General features: G+C 47.1%; 20 protein-coding genes. All 20 read right to left on the reverse strand.

Annotated features, from left to right (window positions below; all coding sequences use genetic code 11):
- Positions 1 to 193: 193 nt before the first annotated feature.
- The 20 genes from K3F53_RS11415 to K3F53_RS11510 all read right to left on the reverse strand — a co-directional run bounded on the left by K3F53_RS11415 (position 194) and on the right by K3F53_RS11510 (position 22,317).
- Positions 194 to 4,501: a PolC-type DNA polymerase III gene (locus tag K3F53_RS11415; protein ID WP_091259637.1), complete on the reverse strand. Its 4,308-nt coding sequence runs from the start codon at positions 4,499 to 4,501 to the stop codon at positions 194 to 196.
- Between the two features lie 70 nt (positions 4,502 to 4,571).
- On the reverse strand, positions 4,572 to 6,281 hold the full coding sequence (locus K3F53_RS11420; RefSeq protein ID WP_057898440.1) for a proline--tRNA ligase: 1,710 nt from the start codon (positions 6,279 to 6,281) through the stop codon (positions 4,572 to 4,574).
- Between the two features lie 111 nt (positions 6,282 to 6,392).
- Positions 6,393 to 7,628, reverse strand: coding sequence for an RIP metalloprotease RseP (gene rseP, locus K3F53_RS11425; protein WP_057898439.1), 1,236 nt, complete (start codon positions 7,626 to 7,628; stop codon positions 6,393 to 6,395).
- 36 nt (positions 7,629 to 7,664) lie between these two features.
- Complete coding sequence (locus K3F53_RS11430) at positions 7,665 to 8,813, reverse strand: 1-deoxy-D-xylulose-5-phosphate reductoisomerase (RefSeq protein ID WP_057898438.1); 1,149 nt, start codon at positions 8,811 to 8,813, stop codon at positions 7,665 to 7,667.
- 46 nt (positions 8,814 to 8,859) lie between these two features.
- Positions 8,860 to 9,636: a phosphatidate cytidylyltransferase gene (locus tag K3F53_RS11435; protein ID WP_057898437.1), complete on the reverse strand. Its 777-nt coding sequence runs from the start codon at positions 9,634 to 9,636 to the stop codon at positions 8,860 to 8,862.
- A gap of 31 nt (positions 9,637 to 9,667) precedes the next feature.
- A complete protein-coding gene (locus K3F53_RS11440) occupies positions 9,668 to 10,444 on the reverse strand; it encodes an undecaprenyl pyrophosphate synthase (protein WP_057900287.1) in 777 nt (258 codons plus the stop codon).
- A gap of 64 nt (positions 10,445 to 10,508) precedes the next feature.
- The gene (gene frr, locus K3F53_RS11445; RefSeq protein WP_057898436.1) at positions 10,509 to 11,066 is read right to left on the reverse strand and encodes a ribosome recycling factor; all 558 of its coding nucleotides are present in this window, start codon (positions 11,064 to 11,066) and stop codon (positions 10,509 to 10,511) included.
- Positions 11,067 to 11,071: 5 nt separating this feature from the next.
- The gene (pyrH, locus tag K3F53_RS11450) at positions 11,072 to 11,794 is read right to left on the reverse strand and encodes a UMP kinase (RefSeq protein ID WP_057898435.1); all 723 of its coding nucleotides are present in this window, start codon (positions 11,792 to 11,794) and stop codon (positions 11,072 to 11,074) included.
- Between the two features lie 114 nt (positions 11,795 to 11,908).
- On the reverse strand, positions 11,909 to 12,796 hold the full coding sequence (tsf, locus tag K3F53_RS11455; RefSeq protein WP_057898434.1) for a translation elongation factor Ts: 888 nt from the start codon (positions 12,794 to 12,796) through the stop codon (positions 11,909 to 11,911).
- Positions 12,797 to 12,930: 134 nt separating this feature from the next.
- Positions 12,931 to 13,641: a 30S ribosomal protein S2 gene (gene rpsB, locus K3F53_RS11460; RefSeq protein ID WP_057898433.1), complete on the reverse strand. Its 711-nt coding sequence runs from the start codon at positions 13,639 to 13,641 to the stop codon at positions 12,931 to 12,933.
- A gap of 205 nt (positions 13,642 to 13,846) precedes the next feature.
- Positions 13,847 to 14,347: a DUF6115 domain-containing protein gene (locus tag K3F53_RS11465; protein WP_057898432.1), complete on the reverse strand. Its 501-nt coding sequence runs from the start codon at positions 14,345 to 14,347 to the stop codon at positions 13,847 to 13,849.
- Positions 14,348 to 14,458: 111 nt separating this feature from the next.
- Complete coding sequence (locus tag K3F53_RS11470; protein ID WP_057898431.1) at positions 14,459 to 14,782, reverse strand: hypothetical protein; 324 nt, start codon at positions 14,780 to 14,782, stop codon at positions 14,459 to 14,461.
- 18 nt (positions 14,783 to 14,800) lie between these two features.
- On the reverse strand, positions 14,801 to 16,240 hold the full coding sequence (locus tag K3F53_RS11475) for a flagellar assembly protein A (RefSeq protein ID WP_057898430.1): 1,440 nt from the start codon (positions 16,238 to 16,240) through the stop codon (positions 14,801 to 14,803).
- A 22-nt stretch (positions 16,241 to 16,262) separates the two neighbouring features.
- Positions 16,263 to 17,051 (reverse strand): FliA/WhiG family RNA polymerase sigma factor, encoded by a 789-nt coding sequence (locus K3F53_RS11480; RefSeq protein ID WP_057900286.1) that lies wholly within the window; start codon positions 17,049 to 17,051, stop codon positions 16,263 to 16,265.
- Positions 17,052 to 17,068: 17 nt separating this feature from the next.
- Entirely contained in the window at positions 17,069 to 17,494 is a 426-nt protein-coding gene (locus tag K3F53_RS11485) for a hypothetical protein (protein ID WP_057898429.1), read from the reverse strand.
- 1 nt (position 17,495) lies between these two features.
- Entirely contained in the window at positions 17,496 to 17,978 is a 483-nt protein-coding gene (locus tag K3F53_RS11490) for a chemotaxis protein CheD (RefSeq protein ID WP_057898428.1), read from the reverse strand.
- Complete coding sequence (locus K3F53_RS11495) at positions 17,975 to 18,592, reverse strand: chemotaxis protein CheC (RefSeq protein WP_057898427.1); 618 nt, start codon at positions 18,590 to 18,592, stop codon at positions 17,975 to 17,977. Before K3F53_RS11495 ends, K3F53_RS11490 begins: the two co-directional genes overlap by 4 nt.
- A 4-nt stretch (positions 18,593 to 18,596) precedes the next feature.
- Positions 18,597 to 19,073, reverse strand: a complete 477-nt coding sequence (locus K3F53_RS11500) for a chemotaxis protein CheW (RefSeq protein ID WP_057898426.1) — start codon at positions 19,071 to 19,073, stop codon at positions 18,597 to 18,599.
- Positions 19,074 to 19,086: 13 nt separating this feature from the next.
- Complete coding sequence (locus K3F53_RS11505) at positions 19,087 to 21,162, reverse strand: chemotaxis protein CheA (protein WP_057898425.1); 2,076 nt, start codon at positions 21,160 to 21,162, stop codon at positions 19,087 to 19,089.
- A 15-nt stretch (positions 21,163 to 21,177) separates the two neighbouring features.
- Positions 21,178 to 22,317 carry a protein-glutamate methylesterase/protein-glutamine glutaminase gene (locus K3F53_RS11510; RefSeq protein WP_091259629.1) on the reverse strand — a complete coding sequence of 380 codons (1,140 nt, stop codon included), beginning with the start codon at positions 22,315 to 22,317 and terminating at the stop codon, positions 21,178 to 21,180.
- Position 22,318: the final 1 nt, after the last annotated feature.

Below are 22,318 nucleotides of genomic sequence, written 5' to 3' on the forward strand. Positions count from 1 at the left end.
TAAGCAAAGTTCGATAGAATCGTGCAGCAAATAGCTAGAACGCTTATTTGGCTAAAAGGAAAGAGTGGGTTTCCCCACTCTTCGCGTCATTAGATACGTATACTTAGTATTACCAAAACGCATTATAGCATAATTACCGCGTTCAGGCAACAGGTGCCATCTATAACGTGCCAACAAGGAGCGTTGCCGTTCTTTAGAATAGGGACAACTGGTTCGTTTCCGGCAAACTGTCAAGGCATCCCTGTTGCTGTAGCAATTCGATAACGGAACGCGAGCAACGTGCGCGTTGCTGCAAGTCTTCAATCGACAGAAATTCGCCTTCCTCGCGTGCTTTAACAATGTTAATCGCGGCGCTTGTACCCACGCCTGCCAGCGCGTTAAACGGCGGAATCAGACTATTGCCGTCAATAATAAACCTAGTGGCGTCCGAGCGGTACAGATCAACATTTTTAAAGCTGAAACCGCGCTCACACATCTCCAGACACATCTCAAGCACCGTGTACAGCGATTTTTCCTTCGGTTGCGCGTCATTGCCTTTTTCAGCAATTTCTTTCATACGTGCACGAATCGCAGCGGAACCCTGCACTGCAAGCTCAATATCAAAGTCGTCTGCACGTACGGTAAAATACGTCGCATAGAAATGAATCGGATAATACACTTTAAAGTACGCAATCCGCACCGCCATCAGTACATACGCTGTCGCGTGCGCTTTCGGGAACATGTACTTAATCTGCTTGCATGACCAGATGTACCAATCCGGCACGTTGTGTTTCTTCATTTCTTCTTCCATCTCCGGCGTAAGACCTTTCCCTTTCCTTACGGACTCCATGATTTTAAACGCAAACGAAGGCTCAAGCCCTTTGTGCATAAGATAGACCATAATATCATCGCGGCATCCGATCACGTCTTTTAATTCACATGTACCATTGCGCACAAGTTCCTGGGCGTTGTTGAGCCATACGTCTGTGCCGTGTGACAGACCGGAAATCTGCACAAGTTCCGCAAATGTAGATGGACGGGTATCTTCGAGCATTTGACGGACAAACTTTGTTCCAAATTCCGGAATACCAAGTGTTCCGACATTGCTTTCAATTTGTTCAGGCGTTACGCCTAGCACTTCAGTGCCACTGAAAATCTTCATGACCTTCGGATCGCAGACTGGAATTTTTTTCGGATCAAGGCCTGTCAAATCTTGCAGCATCCGAATCACCGTCGGATCGTCGTGACCGAGAATATCCAGCTTGAGCAGGTTATCGTGGATGGAGTGGAAGTCGTAATGGGTTGTACGCCATTCCGCATTTTTATCGTCCGCTGGATACTGGATCGGGCAAAAGTCATATATCTCCATGTAATCCGGTACGACGATAATCCCCCCGGGGTGCTGACCCGTTGTTCGTTTAACACCTGTACACCCGGCCGCAAGGCGACTCATTTCAGCGTTGCGCCAGTTCTTTCCTTTTTCTTCTGCGTATTTGCGGACAAAGCCATACGCCGTTTTCTCAGCCACTGTACCGATCGTTCCCGCGCGATACACATAATCCTCGCCAAACAACACTTTCGTGTAGTTATGGGCGTGCGGCTGATATTCCCCTGAGAAGTTCAAGTCGATATCGGGAACTTTATCTCCTTTAAACCCAAGGAACGTTTCGAACGGAATATCGTGGCCGTCGCCTACCATCGTCGTGCCGCATTTCGGACAATCCTTAGATGGAAGGTCAAACCCGGAACCATACTCGCCTTTCGTAAACCATTCGCTATGCTTGCACTCTGGACAGCGGTAATGCGGGGGCAGTGGATTTACTTCCGTAATTTCCGTCATAGTGGCGACAAATGACGAACCGACCGAGCCCCGGCTACCAACAAGATAGCCGTCTTCGATTGATTTTTTTACAAGCTTGTGCGAAATCAAATAAATAACGGCAAATCCATGCGTGATAATACTGTTTAATTCTTTTTCCAGCCGTTTCTCCACAATTTCCGGGAGCGGGTCTCCATATAATTCTTTTGCTTTGTTATAGCTCATCGTGCGGATTTCTTCGTCCGCTCCTTCGATTTTCGGAGTGTACAAATCTTTCGGAATAATTTCCAGCTCTTCAAACTGGTCGGCCAGCATATTCGGGTTCGTAATAACAACTTCCTTCGCTTTTTCTTCGCCCAAATACCTGAACTCTTCCAGCATCTCTTCGGTCGTGCGGAAATGAGCATCCGGCTTGTACTGCTCTTTCAGCGGGCTGAAGCCGGTAATGCCGTGAATTAAAATCTCCCGGTAATCTTTTTCGTAAGGATGCACATAGTGCACATTGCCTGTCGCAATAACCGGGATACCAAGCTTCTCACCAATTTCCACGATTTTGCGGTTTGCTTCCATTAGCGCCGCCTCGTTCGGCACCAACTGTTTTTCAATCAGATGGCGATTGATCTCAATCGGCTGAATTTCCAAGATGTCATAGAAACGGGCAACTTCTTCCGCTTCTTCCTGGCTTTTATTCAAGACCGTTTCAAAAAATTCGCCTTTTTCGCAGCCTGAACTAATCAGCAAACCTTCTCGATGCTTTTGAATTTGCGCGCGCGGAATGCGCGGCGTTTTGTACAAGTATTCAGTATGAGACAAGGAAATGAGCTTATACAGGTTCTTCTTGCCTATCTCATTCAGCGCGTAAATATTGCAATGGAACGGACGCGCATTTTGCAGATCAAGCCCAACATGGTTGTTCAAATCGTCCAAGTTGGTAATATCCTGTGCCAGCACGTCTTTTAGCATATGAAAAAAGATATGACCGGTTGCTTCGGAATCATCCACAGCGCGGTGATGATTCTCTAAGCTAACATTGAATTTTTCCGCAAGCGTATTCAGCCGGTGGTTGCGCATGCCGGGGTATAGAAATCGTGCAAGTTCGAGCGTATCAAAGAACGGATTCCCGATCGGAGGCAAACCAACCTTCTTTAAGCTTGCCTGCAAAAAACCCATATCAAACTTCGCATTATGCGCTACAAGCACCGCGTCACCGACGAAGTCGACAAACTCACGAATGACTTGATCAAGTTCCGGGGCATCTTTTACCATATCGTCAGTAATGTTGGTCAGTTGCTGGATATTCAGCGGAATCGGCTCGTGCGGATTGACAAACGATTCGTAGCGGCCGATAATTTCACCGTTTTTCATTTTAACGCCAGCAATCTCAATAATCGTGTTGTTAACAACGGAAAGACCGGTCGTCTCCACGTCGAAAATAACATACGTATCGTCTGCAAGTTCCCTGCTCTGCGGCTGGTGCACGATCACTGCAGAGTCAGGCACCACGTTCGCTTCCATACCGTAGATCACTTTAATGCCGTATTTCTTCGCAGCAGAAAACGCCTCTGGAAATGCCTGCGCTACTGCGTGATCGGTGATGGCAATCGCTTTGTGTCCCCATTCAGCTGCCTGCTTGATTAACCGTTCCGCTGAAGCAACGCCATCCATCGCGCTCATGTTGGTATGACAATGAAATTCTACGCGCTTCTCCGTGGCGTTGTCCATCCGGGAAGCGGTCGGCTGCACCTGGACAATATCTTTTGCCGTCATGACAAGCTCACGTGCAAATGTATCTTCTTGGATTGTACCACGTACTTTGACCCAGATGCCGTTTTTAATCGCCATCAGCTTTGGCACGTCTTCTTTGTCGCGGGCAAAAACTTTTACCTGTAGGGAATCCGTGTAGTCGGTAATGTTAAACATACACAGCGTGCGCCCGCTGCGCAGTTCGCGAATATCCGTACCAAACACCAGTCCCTGAATAACCGTGCGGCCCATCTCTTCTTGAATCTCACGGATCGGGATTGGCTCTTCTTTGATTTCGTAACCGATTTGCAGTTCATTCCCTGCCACGGCAGCCTCTTTGCTCGCTTCGATTTTTTCTTTCTCTTTCTGCTTTTCAAGCAGCGCCTCCATCGCACGGGTTCTATCTTCTTCCTCCCGCTGCTCCACGAACTGTTGATACGTTTCTTCGTTTCGCGCCACGTAATAGGTGACCACCAACGATTCCCCGCACAGCTTTTTTACCGTCTGGTTAATCCAGTCATCCACTTTGCGCTGCTTCATTTTTTCTATCGCAAACGTGTCAAGCACGCCCAGCTTCAATTTGTTATCTTCCACCTCATAAGTAGCGTTCTTTAAATAGGTTGCCGTGGAGTTGATGTGAGGTGTTACTTTCTCCACGATGAGCGGCCAATATTCTTTGACAAAACCCGCTAACGGAACCGGCTGCGCGTAGCGCATATCGCAATCAACGGCGGCGATATTGCTGAACGTTTGCGTTAGCTTAGCATAAAATGCCTGATATACATTCAACGGCAAAAGTTCCGGAAGCTCAAAAAAAAAGTGCCAGCGCTTTTCCTGTCGGTAGACATCCACTTTATCAATCAGGCCGCCGACAAAATATTTCTCGACAAATTCAGGCGGAATGGCCAATTGTTGAAGCAAAAGGTTAAAACGCTCCTGCTTCGCCAAGTGATTCCCCATGATAGCACCTTCCTCCTGCAAGAGTAAGCAGGTACCCCAAAAAAGGAGTACCCTGTCCGCTTCTTATTTATTATTGTAGTGAAGTAGCAAAGTGTTGAATATGGGCCAAAAGTTCGTCCACATGCACATCCTGGCTTTCACCGGTTTTACGCACCTTACATTCCACAATCCCCTCACTGGCTTTGCCGCCCACCGTCACACGAATCGGCAAGCCGATGAGATCCGCGTCTTTGAATTTTACACCAGCGCGCTCCGGACGGTCATCAAGTAGCACTTCATATCCCGCTCGCCCAAGCATTTCGTAAATGGATTCTGCCAGTTGTTTTTGTTCTTCATTTTTCACATTGACCGGCACAACATGGATGTGGTACGGCGCCAGCGACCAAGGCCAAATAATACCGTTTTCGTCATGGTTCTGCTCCACGCACGCAGCCACCATACGAGAAATGCCGATACCATAGCATCCCATAATCATCGGTTGCTCTTTGCCATTCTCATCGAGGAACTTTGCGCCCATCTTCTCGCTGTAGCGTGTACCTAGCTTGAAGACATGACCCACTTCGATTCCGCGTGCAAACGCTATATGGCCGCCACAGCGCGAACATTCATCGCCCTCTACAATATTGCGCAAATCCGCATACGCTTGTACCGTAAAATCGCGACCTGGCACCACATGTGTATAGTGGTAGTCTTTTTCGTTTGCGCCCGCAACCGCACTTCCCATATCCTGCACAGCGAGGTCAGCGTACACTTCCACTCCCTCCGGCAGATGGAACGGACCGACAAAGCCGAGCGGAATGCCTAGTTTCTTCATTTCTTCTTCCGTTGCCATCGCTAGCACGTTGGCATCGACAAGATTCTTCAGTTTCACATCGTTCAGCTCATGATCCCCGCGCACAAGGGCAACAACAAAGCGATCGTCCGCTTTAAAGACGAGCGCTTTAATAAACTGACGCGCTTCCATATTGAAATGATTCATTAGTTGTTCGATCGTTTTCACGCCCGGTGTCGGCACTTTTTCCATCGGCGCTTCTGTCACAGTACGCTCTGCAACAGGCTTGTACACAACTTCGGCCTTTTCAAGGTTTGCCGCGTAGTCGCAAGACGTGCAATAGGCGATGGTATCTTCCCCGATTTCAGACAGCGCCATAAATTCATGCGTGCCCTTGCCTCCAATGGCTCCCGCATCCGCTTCGACCGCCCGGAATGTAAGCCCGGCCCGCGTAAAGATGCGGGTGTACGCATCGTACATGCTTTGGTAGCTTTTGTCCAACCCTTCCCGGCTTACATCAAAACTGTATGCGTCCTTCATGATAAATTCGCGGGAACGAATGACCCCAAAGCGTGGCCGCACCTCGTCACGGTATTTTGTTTGAATTTGATAAAGGTTAATCGGCAATTTTTTGTACGTATTCAAGTTATCCCGCACAAGGCTGGTCACAACCTCTTCATGCGTCGGACCGAGCACAAAGTCGCGATGATGGCGATCTTTGAGGCGCATTAATTCAGGGCCATAGGCATCCCAGCGTCCTGTTTCCTGCCATAATTCAGCGGGTTGAATGGCCGGCATGGAAATTTCCTGCGCACCTGCTCTATCCATCTCTTCGCGGACGATCTCCTGCACCTTGCGCAGAACTCTAAGTCCAAGCGGCAAATATGTATAAACGCCAGATACAAGCTGACGCATCAGCCCCGCGCGCACCATTAGCTGGTGGCTTGCAATTTCCGCCTCTGCCGGCACCTCCCGAAGCGTCGGGAGAAATAGTTTGGATTGCTTCACAACACTCTACCTCCTCATAAATACGACTTGTAACTTCTGTGAAAATGGATGACAGCATGAATATGTTGCTTTCATACCGGGGCTTGTAACTGACAAAACATGATGGTTTTATTAAAAGAAACGTTGAATGTCGTTCCATGTTACCACGAGAATAAGCACCATTAGGAAAGCAAAGCCAAGGAAATGAACCATGCCTTCTTTTTGCGGGTCAATCGGTCGTCCCCGCAACGCTTCAATCCCAATAAACACCAGCCTTCCTCCATCGAGCGCCGGCAACGGAAGCAAATTCATGATCCCTAAGTTCACACTAAGCGCTGCCGCCCACTGAACAAGAACGACAAGCCCGTTTTCCGCTGCTTTGTAGGTATAATTGAAAATCCCCACCGGCCCCGACAGCTCCTGTACCGGAACTTGACCGGTAAACAATTTACCAAGCATTTGGTAAATCAATTTGGAAAACTCGTATGTCGTTACCGCCCCGTACTTGGCTGCGCCGAGCGGAGATTTGGATGTCGGCGAATACACGCCGATCTTCCCGATCTCTCCCTCTTTCACCGGGGTAACAGGCACGGAAAACTGTTCTCCCTCTCGCTCAATAACAAAAGTTAGCTCTTTTCCGGGTGATGCACTCACAATTTGAACAATATCTTTCCACGTATTCATCGGCTTGCCGGCCACGGACAGCACTTTATCCCCTTGTTTCAAGCCGGCCTGCGCCGCTGGCTGATCCGGGATCGTCTGCCCGATGATCGGTTTATCTACAGGAACGCCGTAAGCCAGTCCCAATCCAGTAAGCAATACAAACGCAAGCAAAAAATTAGCCAGCGGTCCTGCAAAAATGGCAGCCGCGCGTTGTCCTACCGTTTTGCTGCCAAACTGACGATCATAAGGCGCGATCTGCGTCTCTTGGTTATGCTGCAAAATCACCGCTTTCGGATGGACAGGATAACTCACTTCTTCCCCGTCCTCTATCCCCCGGATCAACAGCTGATGCTCCAAATCAGCTTCTTTCACCGTCACTACAGTCGCTTCCGGGTGATTGCGGATGTTCGTAAGAATAATGTGCGTCACTTTCCCGTCTTTGTCAAACGTAAGGCCTACATCTTGTCCGTGATGAATCTCAATCACTTCCGGATCCTCTCCGGCCATGCGCACGAATCCGCCAATCGGCAGCAGGCGAAGCGTATACCGCGTTTCGCCCTTTACAAACGAAAACAATTTCGGCCCCATGCCAATGGCGAATTCTCGACATAAAATTCCTGCGCGTTTGGCAAGAAGAAGATGTCCTAACTCATGAATAAACACTAACAGTCCGAACACAAGAACAATGGCTAAAACTTGTACCAACGGGGTTCCACCTTTCCTGATTGTTTGACCTTTCTATTAGACCGGTTGATACTGCGTCGCTACCTGACGCGCCCACATGTCCGCCTCAAAAATCTCATCCAGGTTCGGATGTTCCGCGACCTGGTGCTTTGCCATCACGTGCGCGATCGTATCCTCAATGGCCAGAAACGGAATTTCCTTACGTAAAAATCTCGCTACTGCGACTTCATTAGCAGCGTTCAACACAGTCGGCATCGTACCGCCTATTCGGCCCGCTTCATAAGCAAAACGAAGACAGGGGTAACGCTCAAAATCCAGCGTCGCAAAATGAAGGCTAGAAATTTTTACGAGGTCTAACGGTTCCGTTTCCAGCGGCACCCTTTCTGGATAGCTAAGCGCATATTGAATCGGAATGCGCATATCGGGTGTCCCCAGCTGGGCCATTACCGCTCGATCCGTAAACTCCACCATGGAATGAATAATGCTTTCTTTATGGAGAATCGTGTCGATTTTCGAGTACGGCAAATCAAACAGCCAGTGGGCTTCGATAATCTCCAGCCCTTTATTCATCATTGTAGCCGAATCGATTGTAATTTTAGCCCCCATGCTCCAATTTGGATGGGCAAGCGCCTGTTCCACGGTTACATTCCGAAGCTGATCCCGGCTTAAATCGCGAAAAGATCCGCCAGATGCAGTAATAATCAGGCGTTTTATCGTCCTTCTATCTTCTCCCTGTAAACATTGGAAAATGGCGGAATGCTCGCTATCTATCGGAATGACGGAAACGTCACGCGTTTTCGCTTTTTGCATCACAATATGGCCGGCGGTAACCAGCGTTTCCTTATTGGCCAGGCCAATGCACTTCCCCGCTTCAATGGCGGCGAGCGTCGGCGCTAGACCTGCGCTGCCTACCATAGCAGAAATGACAAAAGTTGCGTCAGGATGAGTCGCTACAGCAAAGGCTCCTTCTTCTCCCCATGTTACCTGAATTTCAGAAGGCAGTTGCAGTTTAATGTTTTCAGCCAGTTCTTTTGTACTTACCGAAACAATACGCGGCTTAAATTCTCTGGCCTGCTCGGCCAAAAGCCCAATGTTTTGTCCCGCCGCGAGTGCCGCAACGGAAAAGCGCTCCGGATGCTGCCGTACCACATCGAGCGCCTGTGTCCCTATTGATCCTGTAGAACCTAGGATGGCGATTTTTTTCATATTTCCTCCTATGGATGGTCTACCTTCTTTCTCTCTTTTTCTCATTTTATAACAAATGAAGCAAATGCAGAACAGGGAAGACAATGATTAAACTGTCAAACCTGTCAAGCACGCCCCCATGACCGGGCAGAATTGTACCCGAGTCCTTAACGTTCAGCGTACGCTTGATGGCCGATTCCATTAGATCACCAATCTGGCCGCTTATCGAAATAATAAATGCGATCAGCACAGCGCGCGGAAGCGTCAGTGAATCTGTTACGAGGGAAAAAATAACCATCGTAAGAATAGCCAATATCACTCCGCCAAGGGCACCTTCCACCGTTTTGTTCGGGCTGATAGATGGCCATAGCTTCGTTTTTCCCCGCGCTTTTCCGACGAAGTAGGCGCCTGTGTCCGTCGCCCACGTACTGAATAAAATAGCCAGTGTCACCATCAGCCCGTTTGTAATCCGGGTTTCATTCATAAAATGGAACCCGATGCCCAAATAAAACGCGCTAAACAAAAGGTAAGCGACCTGGTGGTATTCGACACGGTTTTTAGAGGCAACGGTAATAAACAAAAACGCTAATACAAACAGGAACACGACATCGCCGCGCAACATTTTTTCATCCCATACTACATTTGGGAAAAGCAAAACCCAAAGAAAAACAAGGCCTGTCAGCCCATGCCAATCCACCAGGCGGATTCGGTTCATGCAAATGAGCTCATAATATGCAAGCGTAGCAAGAAAAAAAACAAGGGCAGTATACCAAATTCCCCCCTGATAAACAACAAGAAGAAAGCCTGCCCCTCCAAAAATCCCTGTAATTACCCGTGTTTTCAAGCGTTCCACCTCTTATCCGGCGCGCCCGCTGTTACGTTAGCGCTCCGTATCTTCTGTTGCGCTGCTGATACGCTTTAATAGCCTCAAAAAAATGGTTCCGGGAAAAATCAGGCCAATACACGTCGCTAAACCAGAATTCACTGTACGCAAGCTGCCATAGCATAAAATTACTCAGACGAAGCTCGCCGCTTGTTCTGATAAGCAAGTCAGGATCAGGCAGTCCTCTTGTAGTCAGGTAAGAGCCAAACATCTCTTCATTAATCTGCTCTATATCCAATTTACCTTCTTGCACTTCCTGCACGATTTGCTTCACGGCCGTGACCATTTCCGCACGGCTACCGTAATTCAGCGCAAAATTCAAAATCAGCCCGGTATTGTGGCGTGTTTTTTCCCTTGCTTCACGAACCGCTTTCAACGTATATTCGGGGAGACTTTCCTCATATCCCACCATGCGCACCTGCACATTGCGCTCAATCAGTTCTTTCAGTTCTGTTGCCAGATACTCCTGTGGCAGGCGCATCAAATATTCAACTTCATCCGCGGGGCGCTTCCAATTCTCCGTTGAAAAAGCGTACAACGTCAGCACTTCAATCCCAATTTCGTCCGCTGCTTTCGTAATTTCTTTCACTGTCTTCATCCCGGCTCGATGCCCAGCTACGCGCGGCAAAGCGCGCTGCTTCGCCCATCTGCCGTTTCCATCCATGATAATGGCCACATGCTTCGGAATGTTATGCGGGTTCAGATTCCATTCGCCCGGCAGAGAATCTTCTTCACTTCTTTGCATCCACCTGGTTAGTTTATTAAGCATACGTACGTTCCCCCGTACAAAGGAATATATCATAAACCCCCTCATCGAAGAGGGGGTTTACGCGTTACACTTCCATGATTTCTTTTTCTTTTTCAGAAACGATTTGATCCACCAGATTCACATGTTTATCCGTTACTTTTTGCACCAAATCCTGATTATGCTTCATGTCGTCTTCCGTAATTTCGCCGTTTTTCTCCATTTTCTTAATTGCATCGTTGGCATCTCGGCGAATGTTGCGGATGGCGATTTTCGCTTCCTCGCCCTCTTTTTTCGCCAGTTTCACCAGCTCCGTCCGGCGTTGTTCTGTTAACGGCGGAATCGCGATACGGATGACGTTTCCGTCGTTTGTCGGCGTCAATCCAAGTTCGGATTTAAGAATCGCTTTTTCAATCGGTCCCAGCATGCTTTTTTCCCACGGCTGGATAACAATCAAGCGCGGCTCCGGCGTACTAATATTCGCAGTCTGGTTCACCGGTACTTGAGAGCCGTAGTAATCAACCATTACTTTATCAAGCAAAGCCGGAGTCGCTCTACCGGCACGCAGAGTTGACAACTCGCGTTTTAAAGAAGCGATCGCTTTATCCATTCTTTCTTCGGCTTCTTTTATTACTTGCTGTGGCATCGTCGCTATTCTCCTTTCACAATCGTACCGATTTTTTCGCCCATAATCACTCGCTTAATATTCCCCTCTTCAAGAATCGAGAAAACAATAAGCGGAATATTGTTATCCATGCACAGGCTTGAAGCGGTGGAATCCATCACGCCCAATCCCTTATTTAACACTTCGAGGAACGTAAGTGTTTCGTATTTCACGGCGTTGGGGTCAAGCACCGGATCGGCAGAATATACCCCGTCCACTTTGTTTTTGGCCATAAGGATAACTTCCGCTTCAATTTCAGCCGCACGCAACGCCGCTGTTGTATCGGTAGAGAAATAAGGATTACCCGTACCGGCCGCGAAAATCACGACACGGTTTTTTTCCAGATGGCGCACGGCTTTTCTTCTTATGTAAGGTTCGGCAACTTGCCGCATTTCGATCGAGGTTTGCACGCGTGTCGGAACGCCTACTTTCTCAAGACCATCCTGCAGTGCCAAGCTATTCATAACCGTAGCAAGCATTCCCATATAATCGGCGGTTGTACGGTCAATGCCCTTAGCGCTTCCAGCAAGGCCACGCCAAATATTTCCACCCCCGACCACAATGGCAACCTGCACGCCAAGCTCCACGATTTCTTTGATTTGATGGGAAATGGATGTAATTACGTCGGAATCGATCCCATACCCCACATTTCCGGCGAGGGCCTCTCCGCTTAATTTTAATACAACACGCTTATACGCGGGAAGTGGCATTGAAAAACAACTCCAATCCTTTTTAAATTCTTCGTGAATACAAAGGCAAATTCCTGCTTTTCAGCAGTTTATAAAATAGGGAACACGGTGTGTTCCCTATTCGGTCATTAGGCATTATTGTTTTTTCGTTTGCGCCATTACTTCTTCCACGAAGTTATCAGCTTTTTTCTCGATGCCCTCGCCCACTTCATAGCGAACGAAACGCACAACTTCCGCGTTTTCAGCTTTCAGCAAATCTTTTACTTTCTTATCAGGATCTTTCACGAATGCTTGCTCGACAAGGCAAACTTCTTCATAATACTTGTTCAGGCGGCCTTCCACCATTTTTTGCACAATATTTTCCGGTTTGCCTTCGTTAAGCGCTTGCGCTGTCAAAACTTCACGTTCTCTTTCAAGTTCTTTCGCGTCTACTTGGTCGCGAGTTACGTAAGTCGGACGCGCAGCCGCGATTTGCATCGCAATATCTTTGGCCAATTCTTCATTTGTCGTGTTTGCAAGTTCAACCAGCACGCCGATGCGGCCACCCATATGTAAATATTGCCCGAACAGATTACCTTCCGGCTTCTCAAGAATTTCAAAACGGCGAATGTTCATGTTTTCGCCAATGGTAGCGATTTTCTCATTCAGCACATCTTGCAGTTTTGCGCCTTCTCCCTTGAACGGTTGTTCAAGCGCTTCCTCTACGTTCGTCGGACGCTGGCTCAAAAGATGTTCTGTAATGTCTTTTACAAAGCTTTGAAATTGTTCATTCTTAGCTACGAAATCTGTTTCAGAGTTTACCTCTACAATGCAAGCCGCATTTCCCTGAACAGCCACAGCAGTGAGACCCTCGGCAGCGATCCGGTCAGATTTTTTCGCGGCTTTTGCGATTCCTTTCTCACGAAGAATGTCAATCGCTTTTTCCATGTCTCCATTCGCTTCTTGCAGCGCTTTTTTACAATCCATCATGCCCGCGCCTGTTCTTTCGCGCAGTTCTTTTACCATGCTTGCAGTAATCGCCATGAGAAAATCCTCCTACACCTTAGTTATGTTCAGAAAATAAAAGGATACACTTATGTTGTGCTTCATGTTCTTAGTGTAACAAAAGGGTGGAGAAAGGTTACACCCTCCGCCCACCCTTACATTGCTTGCGGAACTTATACAGTAGCTGCGACCTCTTCACCAGAACCCTGGTTCGCTTCGAGCACCGCGTCTGCCATTTTTGCAGTGAGCAGTTTCACAGCGCGAATCGCGTCATCGTTACCAGGAATTACGTAATCAATTTCATCCGGATCACAGTTTGTATCAACGATACCAACGATCGGGATACCAAGCTTGCGAGCTTCAGCAACTGCAATGCGCTCTTTGCGGGGATCGATTACGAAAATCGCATCCGGAAGTTCTTTCATGTTCCTAATACCGCCGAGGAATTTCTCCAGGCGCTCTTTTTCTTTACGAAGCAAAATCACTTCTTTTTTCGGAAGAATTTCAAAAGTGCCGTCGTTCTCCATTTCTTCCAGTTGGTGAAGACGTGCTACGCGTTTTTGGATTGTAGCGAAGTTCGTCAGCGTACCACCTAACCAGCGCTGGTTGATGTAGTACATACCGCAGCGTTCAGCTTCTTCAGCTACAGATTCCTGCGCTTGCTTTTTTGTACCTACAAACAGGATTTTACCTCCAGAAGCAGCCAACTCACGAACAAAGTTGTATGCTTCCTCCACTTTTTTCACAGTTTTTTGCAGGTCAATGATATAAATTCCGTTACGCTCCGTGAAGATATAGCGGGCCATCTTTGGGTTCCAACGACGAGTCTGGTGACCAAAGTGTACACCGGCTTCCAGTAATTGCTTCATAGAAATTACTGCCATCTTCAACGACACCTCCTTAAATGGTTTTTAAAAATTCCTCCGCCCTTCGCATTTTTAGATGAGACTCACACCTGAAAGCGCAAGCACCCTCACCCAAATTGAAGAACGTGTGTATTTTTACACCGTCTGTAAATATACCATAGGTGTTAAAAAAATGCAACAAGCCGTCAAGAAAATTTTATGACAAATGAAGCAAGGCTATATTTTAGGAAAGAAAACCTTGTTTTTTCAACATTTGCAATACCATCTCAACTTCTCCGTTGCCGATCCCGAGCTTGCGGGCGATATCATGCGAAGACATCCCCTGCACGTATAGATCGGGGATGTCTTTGTAGTCATCCTTCAAAAAAACAGGAATAGAAGTCGAACCGGAAAACATTACACCACTTGAGAGACCAGCTTGATGGTGATATTGAAGCGAAGATAGCGACTGTCGCAACTGCTCATTTTGCCTCGTAAGCGCCTTTACTTGTTCCTGAAGCGTTTTCAGTTCTTCTTTCACTCCGGTCAATTCTAAATCCGTCGTCCGTTTTAACTGGGCAATCGAACGTACAAGCTCCTTATTTTCTTGATCAAACTCGGTGATCAATGTTTGAAGCCTCTCTTCATCTGCCGTGTTCTGCGATCCTCCCCCACTGTTTTTCAAAAGACGCAGCACTATCAGCAGCATAACAACAGTAAGACCGGAAAGCCAAATTTCAACCATGCACATTCACCAACTATACAAATATTCTTGGATATTTTATGAGTTCCTTTGGCGTCCCTCTGTATTTCCTCTCTCTTACTACACAACGAATATCAAAAGATTAAAGGGAATCTAAAGCGAAATATCCAAACTATGTCCTTTATAAGGATGCAGGTTTTGCTTTTCACTCTGAATGAATTTCTTTTTTCGCCTGCGCTTTTTAGCTTCGTCCTGTCCCCTGTAATCAGCTCCTTGCTTTCCGTCACGGGCCACACGGCTTTCAACCGCTTCTTCTGCTTTTGCCACACGCGTTCGGTTCACTTCATCTTTTTGTTCCCGCTCTAAACTAAGATTCATCTGCTCCTGCTGAGGTCTTTCCTTCAAATGCTCCTGAATTTTTCCAATATCCTGCATACGTGGAATCGCAATTTGCAATTCTAGGGCGCGTAACGTCATCCGAGTCCCTTCTTTCCCTTATTTGCTTTCCAACAGCGTTGAGGTAATCTGACCGTCTTCTCCAAGAATGAATGCGACTTTGCTACAATTATCCTTAATGAACCGCACCGCATTACCAAAAACTAACTTGGTTCCGCTGTACATAACATGACGACATTCCACCCGTGCATTTTCCATTCCATTTAATTTTGCTTCGATTTCATCCATTCTTTCTTTTGCCTGAGCCAGTTTCTTTTCAGCCAATAGTTTAGTGTTTTTGAGCTTGATTTGCATGGCCTGCTTCTCAGGAGTAAGCTTCCCTTGCATCGCCAATCGGTCAATAAAACGAAGCCCCTGAGCCGACTTTTCAATCGACTCCATACATTCTTTTATGTCTTTCCGCAAAGTGTGCAATTCTTCACGCAATTGAGGATTCGTCCCTACTTCAACGGTGGTCGGAGTATTCGTGGCATTGCCGATAATGTTAGCCACAACCTTCTGCCCGGCCTGCACGATCCCACCGACAATCAGACCTTTCGTCGACCTACAGATAATGTCACGACCCGCGCTCACGTTGCTGTGCATAATGACCTGTGACACAATGACATCATTTTCTGCTTTGACAACCGCACTCTGAATAAAGCTTGTTTTCACATCAACGCCTGCTGTAATTGTCCCTTTATGATGACCGATAACACCTCCCCTGATTTCAATGGTTCCTTTCGCTTCCAACGTTGCTCTTTCCACAGTACCAGCGATCCGGATATCGCCTCCCGCCCGAATGGTAAAACCAGGGTGCACGTTTCCATGTACAATCACATTGCCGATAAAGTCAATATTTCCAACGCTGAAATCCACGTCCTCTTTTACTTCAAACACCGGAAGAACATTCAGCCTTCCTCTTCCAGTCATAGAAAGCTGGCCATCTATCGCAGCGTAAGCACGCATCTTATCTTGATCAAGCAACACATTTTTTCCGATTCGAAAACGCGCTTCTTTCCCATCTTTGCTCCGCACGCTCTCCCCGCTAACATTTGTTCCCGGTTGCCCTTTGGTCGGTGGAATTTTCTTAGCAAGCAACTGTCCTTTTTTAACATTTAGCAATTCCAGAACGCTATAATAGTCGACACTTCCGTCTTCGCGCTCCTGCGGGCCTTTTTTGCCGGACGAACGCACAAGAAGTTCGATAGAACCATCTTTGCCGGCAACCGGCGGATTTCCACGCGCAACGATCAACCTTTTTCCTGTATAAAGGTAAGGATTTTCGACGACTTGCCGAAGCAGCTCATCATCAATTCCAAATGTAACACGGTTACGGTGTAAAATCGCCAGAAGTTCTTCATATGTGACATTTATTTTATCTTCCAAAAACAATTCCATGGTTGCTTCCATTTTATCTTTGGAAATCTTGATTTTCACCATATCCGCCAGCGCTTCTGAGGTAGAAGTTTGCTCTACTTTACTTTCTGATTCTTCCATATTCAAACTCCTTCTCCCCCTTTTACTCATTTAATAAGTAATCTCTCGCCCGCTGCAACGCTCCCCGCATCCGAAAAATAGCTTTGGAATGCAGCTGGGAAATACGCGAGGCGGACAGCCCCATGATTTCCGCAATCTCCGTTAAAGAGCATTCCTCATAGTAAAACAACGCGACAATTGTTCTTTCTTTTGGCGGAAGGCGATCAATGGCTTCCGCGAGAATTTGTTTCCTTTGTTCCCTGTGAAGCGCCGCCTCCGGTCTCTCTGCTTGCTCATCAATAATCACCGATTGCCGGGAATGCTTCTGATCCTCTTCGTCCTGAATCGGCTCATCTAGTGAAAACATGGAAGCGAATGCTACATCCTGCAATATCTGATTCAGTTCCTCTACGGACATATTTAGATGCCTGCTTACCTCCTCATCGGTAGCGGATCTAAGATATTGCTGCTCCAATTGTGCATACGCCTCTTCGATTTTTTTCGCTTTATCGCGGATAGAACGGGGAAGCACATCATTCTCACGCAAGCCATCAATCATCGCCCCCCGGATCCTCCACATTCCATACGTTTCAAATTGAAGCCCGCGCGTATAATCAAATCTCTTTAAAGCGTCTAACAAGCCCAAGCGACCAAAGCTAATTAAATCATCTCTGTCCACGATATCCGGCAAGCCGATGGACAACCTGTTAGCAACGTAGTTAACCAGCGGTAGATACTCCTCAATTAATTCAATTTCTGCCTGCCGATCCCCTTCTTCCCGCCACCGTTTCCATTTATTCATATCAATTTGTTTCTTAGGTTTTCGCGCCATCATACGCCCACTCCCTTCTATTCATCGGAGAATACACGCAGAGCCCGCGCGATCTCTTCCGGGTTGATATTTTCCCTGTTGCTGCGCGTAATGGTGGGGAAATCAGTAGCGGTGAATTGCGAAAAGTCCGCCCGGGACGGTTGCTTCTCCCGGCTCTCGTCTTCACCGCTCTGCTGACTGCGTTCATATTCAAGATCTTCCGGCGTTATCAAATCTACGTGCCGTCCTTTTGTCTCCGAAGGGATATGCTGCAAAGCTTCTTTGCCGACGGCTTTACCTGCTAGATAACGAAACAAAAACATAAGAAGAAAAAATAGCAAAAAAGCAAGCAGAGAACGTAAAAGGCTCTCCCAAAAGAGGTTATTCATAAGCGAAAACAATAGCGTGAAACCGCCGATCATTCCCGCAACAATAAAGTTCCATTTTATTGAACCTACCCGCATATTACAATTCCTTTACTCCTTGATTTACCGTACGAACGTTTAAAATACCGGTATAGCTATCTAGTTCAATCGTACGCCCGCAATTTCCTCCCGTATCTTCGGCAACAATTGGAATACGTGCCTCATGTAACACCTGCTTGCAAGCCTCCACATTGCGTGGGCCAATTCGCATGGTATCGCTCGCAACAGAAAACGCAAACATTTGCGCTCCTCCGGCCAGCTTTGCCACCAGCTTGCGGCGATTTGCTCCCGCTCTTTCCATATCTTCTATTAATTTTGGAATGGCCGTGTCCGCGTATTTCGCCACATTTAGCGGCCCTTTGCTCAAAGAGGAATCAGGAAGCATAATATGAGCCATACCTCCTATTTTGTTCTGTCCATCAAACAATACAACCCCTACACAGGAGCCTAGACCTGTCGTGCGAATCCGATCTGGAGATTTTGCCACGTTTAAATCCGCCATACCTACTTTAATAATATTCATTCAAAAGGAACCCCTAGCGCCTGGAAAAGTCGAGAGAAAGCGTCTGGATCAGGAATGAGAAAGAAGTGACCGGATATCTCTTCATTCCCCTGAAAAAAGGCCGTGTCAATAGTAAGGGCAAAATCTCCACTGTAACCAACTTCAAGCAAACCATAAGACAAAATTGCACCGGCCATATCAATGGCAACCGCCGGTACTGACGGTTGCATGTTCAGGTTCGTAAAATCGGCCAATGAGGATAAGTAGGAACCAGCAAGAATATTGCCGATTTCGTTAAGCATGGACAGTTCCATATCATCGAAAGAGCCTTCTTCCTTTGTTTCCATTCCCAGCAGTTCTTTCATTAAATTTTTGGCCGATTCTATAGAGATAATAAAAAACATGCTGGCCGGGACATCTCCTAACACCCGCAAAAATACGCACACGACAAGTGCCTCCGCTCCGCCGACAACATCTGCAATTTCGTCAAAAGAAATAATATTCACCTGCGGAATCTGCATATCAATTTCTTTTGAAATCAGCTTTGAAAGAGCGGTGGCCGCATTCCCGGCCCCGATATTCCCTATTTCCCGCAGGACATCAAGCTGAAAATCACCAAAACTTTCGAATTTCATCGCCCTATGCCTCAATATTCTCCAGTTGCTTGATTTCTTCAGTGCTTAATACTTTATCAAGATTAAGAAGAATCAGCAGACGGCGATCCAGCTTCGCCACACCGCGCAAGTATACCGCCTCAACGCCTCCGACCACTGCCGGTGGCGGCTCGATCGCATTGACAGGAATATCAATAACATCATTTGCTGAATCAACAATCAAACCAACTTCCACTTCCCCAACAGCCACAATAATGATCCGCGTCGCCTCGTTATAAGCGGTTTCTTCAATACCAAAGCGGCGGCGCAAGTCGACGATCGGAGTGACAACGCCGCGCAAATTAATGACCCCTTTAACAAAATGCGGCGTACGCGGAACCCGGGTAATATGTTCAAGGCGTTCAATAGACTTAACCTGACCCACCTCGACCCCGTATTCTTCATCTTTTAGACGAAACACGATCACTTTAATTTCTTCTTCAATATCTTTATGATCCAGCATGGTTATTCCTCCTCTATTTAATTAAGGCGTTACAATCGATAATAAGGGCTACCTGACCATCCCCAAGAATCGTCGCTCCGGAAATGGCAAAGACATTCGTAAGATATTTGCCAAGCGATTTCAATACGATTTCCTGCTGACCGATAAAAGAATCTACAACAAGTCCGGCCATTTTGTCCCCTTTGCGTACAATAACAACCGAAATGTCACTTTCTTTCGGCTTTCCGTTATCCGGAATGTTGAAAATCGACTTGAGCGAAACAAGCGGCACAATCCGCCCGCGAAAATCGATGACGTTCTGCTGATGTGCATGCATAATTTCATCTGGCGAAAAGATGGCCGTTTCGATAATGGAACTTAAAGGTACAGCAAATTTTTCATCTTCCACCTGCACAAGCATCGCCGAAATAATAGACAACGTAAGCGGAAGCTGAATCAAAAATGTAGTTCCTGCTCCAGGGGTTGAATCGACGCTGCATGAACCGCCAAGCGACTCGATTTTTGTTTTTACAACGTCAAGCCCGACACCGCGACCGGAAACATCGGAAATTTTGTCCGCTGTGCTTAAACCAGAAGCAAACAACAATTCATCGATTTGCTTATTCGAAAAAGAGCTTACCGCTTGCTCTGTCACAATCCCGCGCTCAATCGCTTTTTTCAGCACTTTTTCGCGATTAATGCCTCTGCCGTCATCCTTTACCTCAATAAATACATGATTGCCGCTGTGATACGCTTTAAGCTGTACTAACCCTTCCTCTGGCTTACCGGCCGCGCGCCGTTCTTCCACCGATTCAATGCCATGGTCAATAGAATTGCGTAACAAGTGAACAAGGGGGTCACCAATTTCATCAATAACGGTACGGTCAAGCTCTGTTTCGGCACCGACAATTTCGAGATTGATTTTCTTGTTTAATTCTTTCGCTAAATCGCGAACCATGCGCGGAAAACGATTAAACACCTGCTCCACCGGCACCATGCGCATCGTAAGGATGATATTTTGCAAGTCGCCGCTAATACGGCTCATGTGCTCCACCGTTTCCATCAGGGCACTTTGTCCAGATTCGCGAGCCAACTGCTCCAGCCTGCCGCGATCGATCACCAGCTCGCTAAACAGGTTCATTAATACATCAAGCCTCTCAATATCGACACGAATGGTCTTACTTGCTGCTGCTTTTTTCAGTACGGGCGTCTGCGACGTCTTCTCTTCTTTGATACTTTCCGCCCCTTTTCGTGCCGTCCGTGCAGCCGTGACTGCTGATACCTGCTTTTCTTCCTGCTTTCTTTTCTCTACCTTATGGGCTGCAAGGTCAATAACTTCCACTTCTACCGCTTCGATTTCTGATACGTTCATTACCGTTTGCTCTATTTTTTCGCGTGGTTCTTTGCTGATCAGAACGATTTCGAACGACTTATCAAACTTTTCTTCTTCAATTTCTTCGACGGGAGGCGTCGTTTTGATGACTTCCCCGAGCGATTCCAAACCGTCATATACCATATACGCACGCGCCGCTTTCAACACGCAATCATCCCGAATTAACGTTTTAATCCAATAGGCGCAAAATCCCGACTGAATCGATTGCTCAATGACTGTAATTTCGTAGGCATCCAAGCTATAGTGACTGGGCGCTGCAACTACCTCCGTTGTGGCGGCTGTTTCCCCGGTCGTCACGATATGTTCGCCTGTATTTTTCTGCGCAGTTCCTGGCGCCTCTCCCCGCAGAATCGCTTTAAGCGCGGAAACAACACGAGATACGTCTTCCTTTCCGTCACCGCCTCCCGCGATGGAATACAACATCGTTTCCAATAAGTCTACGCACTGAAAAATCACATCCATAATGTCCGTGTTAAGTACAAGCTTATGGTTCCGAGCCTGATCAAGCACATTTTCCATTTCATGAGTAAGGGCCGCCATATCTTCAAAGCCCATGGTAGCCGCCATTCCCTTCAACGTATGAGCAGAGCGAAAAATTTCGTTGATCAAATTTACATTTTCCGGCTCATTCTCCAATACGAGCAAATTGTCATTGATCGCCTGAATGTGTTCTTTTGATTCTTCAATAAACATATCTAAATATTGATTCATTTCCATAAACCATCCCCCTCCCTAACTGCTTAAACACCGCATAAGCTGGACAGAAATTTCATGAAGCGGCGCTACAATGTCAACCGTTCCAGCTCGAATGGCAGCCCTTGGCATACCAAATACGACGCATGTTGATTCATCCTGAGCAATCACAGTACAGTTTCCAGTTTCTTTTAACTTTTTTAACCCTGCTGTACCATCGCTTCCCATTCCCGTCATAATAATGGCGTATTTAGCGGGATGATGGATGCGTGCAATGGATTCAAACAACATATCAACAGAAGGTCTGTGTCCTCCACGCGGCTGTGATTGGTTCAGCGATATGTACAGCTCTCCATCAGTACGTTGCCTGATTTCCATATGATAGTTTCCAGGCGCGATGTACGCGTGACCTTCCTTAAGAACCTGATTATCTTCCGCTTCTGTTACCTCAATTTCACACAACGAGTTCAGACGCTGGGCCAACGACTTTGTAAAACCAGGGGGCATATGCTGGACGATTACCACCGCTCCTCTAAAATCGCGGGGAAAATCACGCAATAGCACCTGAAGCGCTTTTGGCCCTCCTGTAGAAGTACCGATCGCTACCAAATTATGCACATTTCTTCTTCCATCTTCTGCATGCCATATTTTTTTCTCGTTGTCGTCTCGAACCGTTTCTTTTTCAGCTAAGACAGAACCCGGATGGTGCTGACCGCCTGACCGAAGCAAGGGGGACACACGAAGCGGCGCTATTTCACTCTTAATAAGCCGGGAAACTTTTACACCCGCTGCCTCTTTCACCTTCTGTACAATCTCTGCGCCTATCTTGTGCAGATCAAGGGAAATGGCTCCAGACGGCTTAGAAATAAAGTCAACCGCTCCCATTTCAAGGGCGCGAATGGTTTCACTTGTCCCGTGCTGTGTAAGGCTGCTCAACATGACAACCGGAAGAGGAGAAACTTTCATAATTTGCTCAAGCGCCTCAATCCCACTCATCACCGGCATTTCCACATCTAACGTGATCACGTCAGGCGACAACTTTTTTACCAACTCGATGGCCTCCAAGCCATTGCGCCCTTTTCCCACTACTTGAATATCGGGATCTCCCGCAAGCAAATCGCTGATTATTTTTCTCATAAAAGCTGAGTCATCGACAACGACAGCTCGAATTGGATACACT

This window comes from Aneurinibacillus thermoaerophilus (genome assembly GCF_019603355.1).
Lineage (GTDB): Bacteria > Bacillota > Bacilli > Aneurinibacillales > Aneurinibacillaceae > Aneurinibacillus > Aneurinibacillus thermoaerophilus.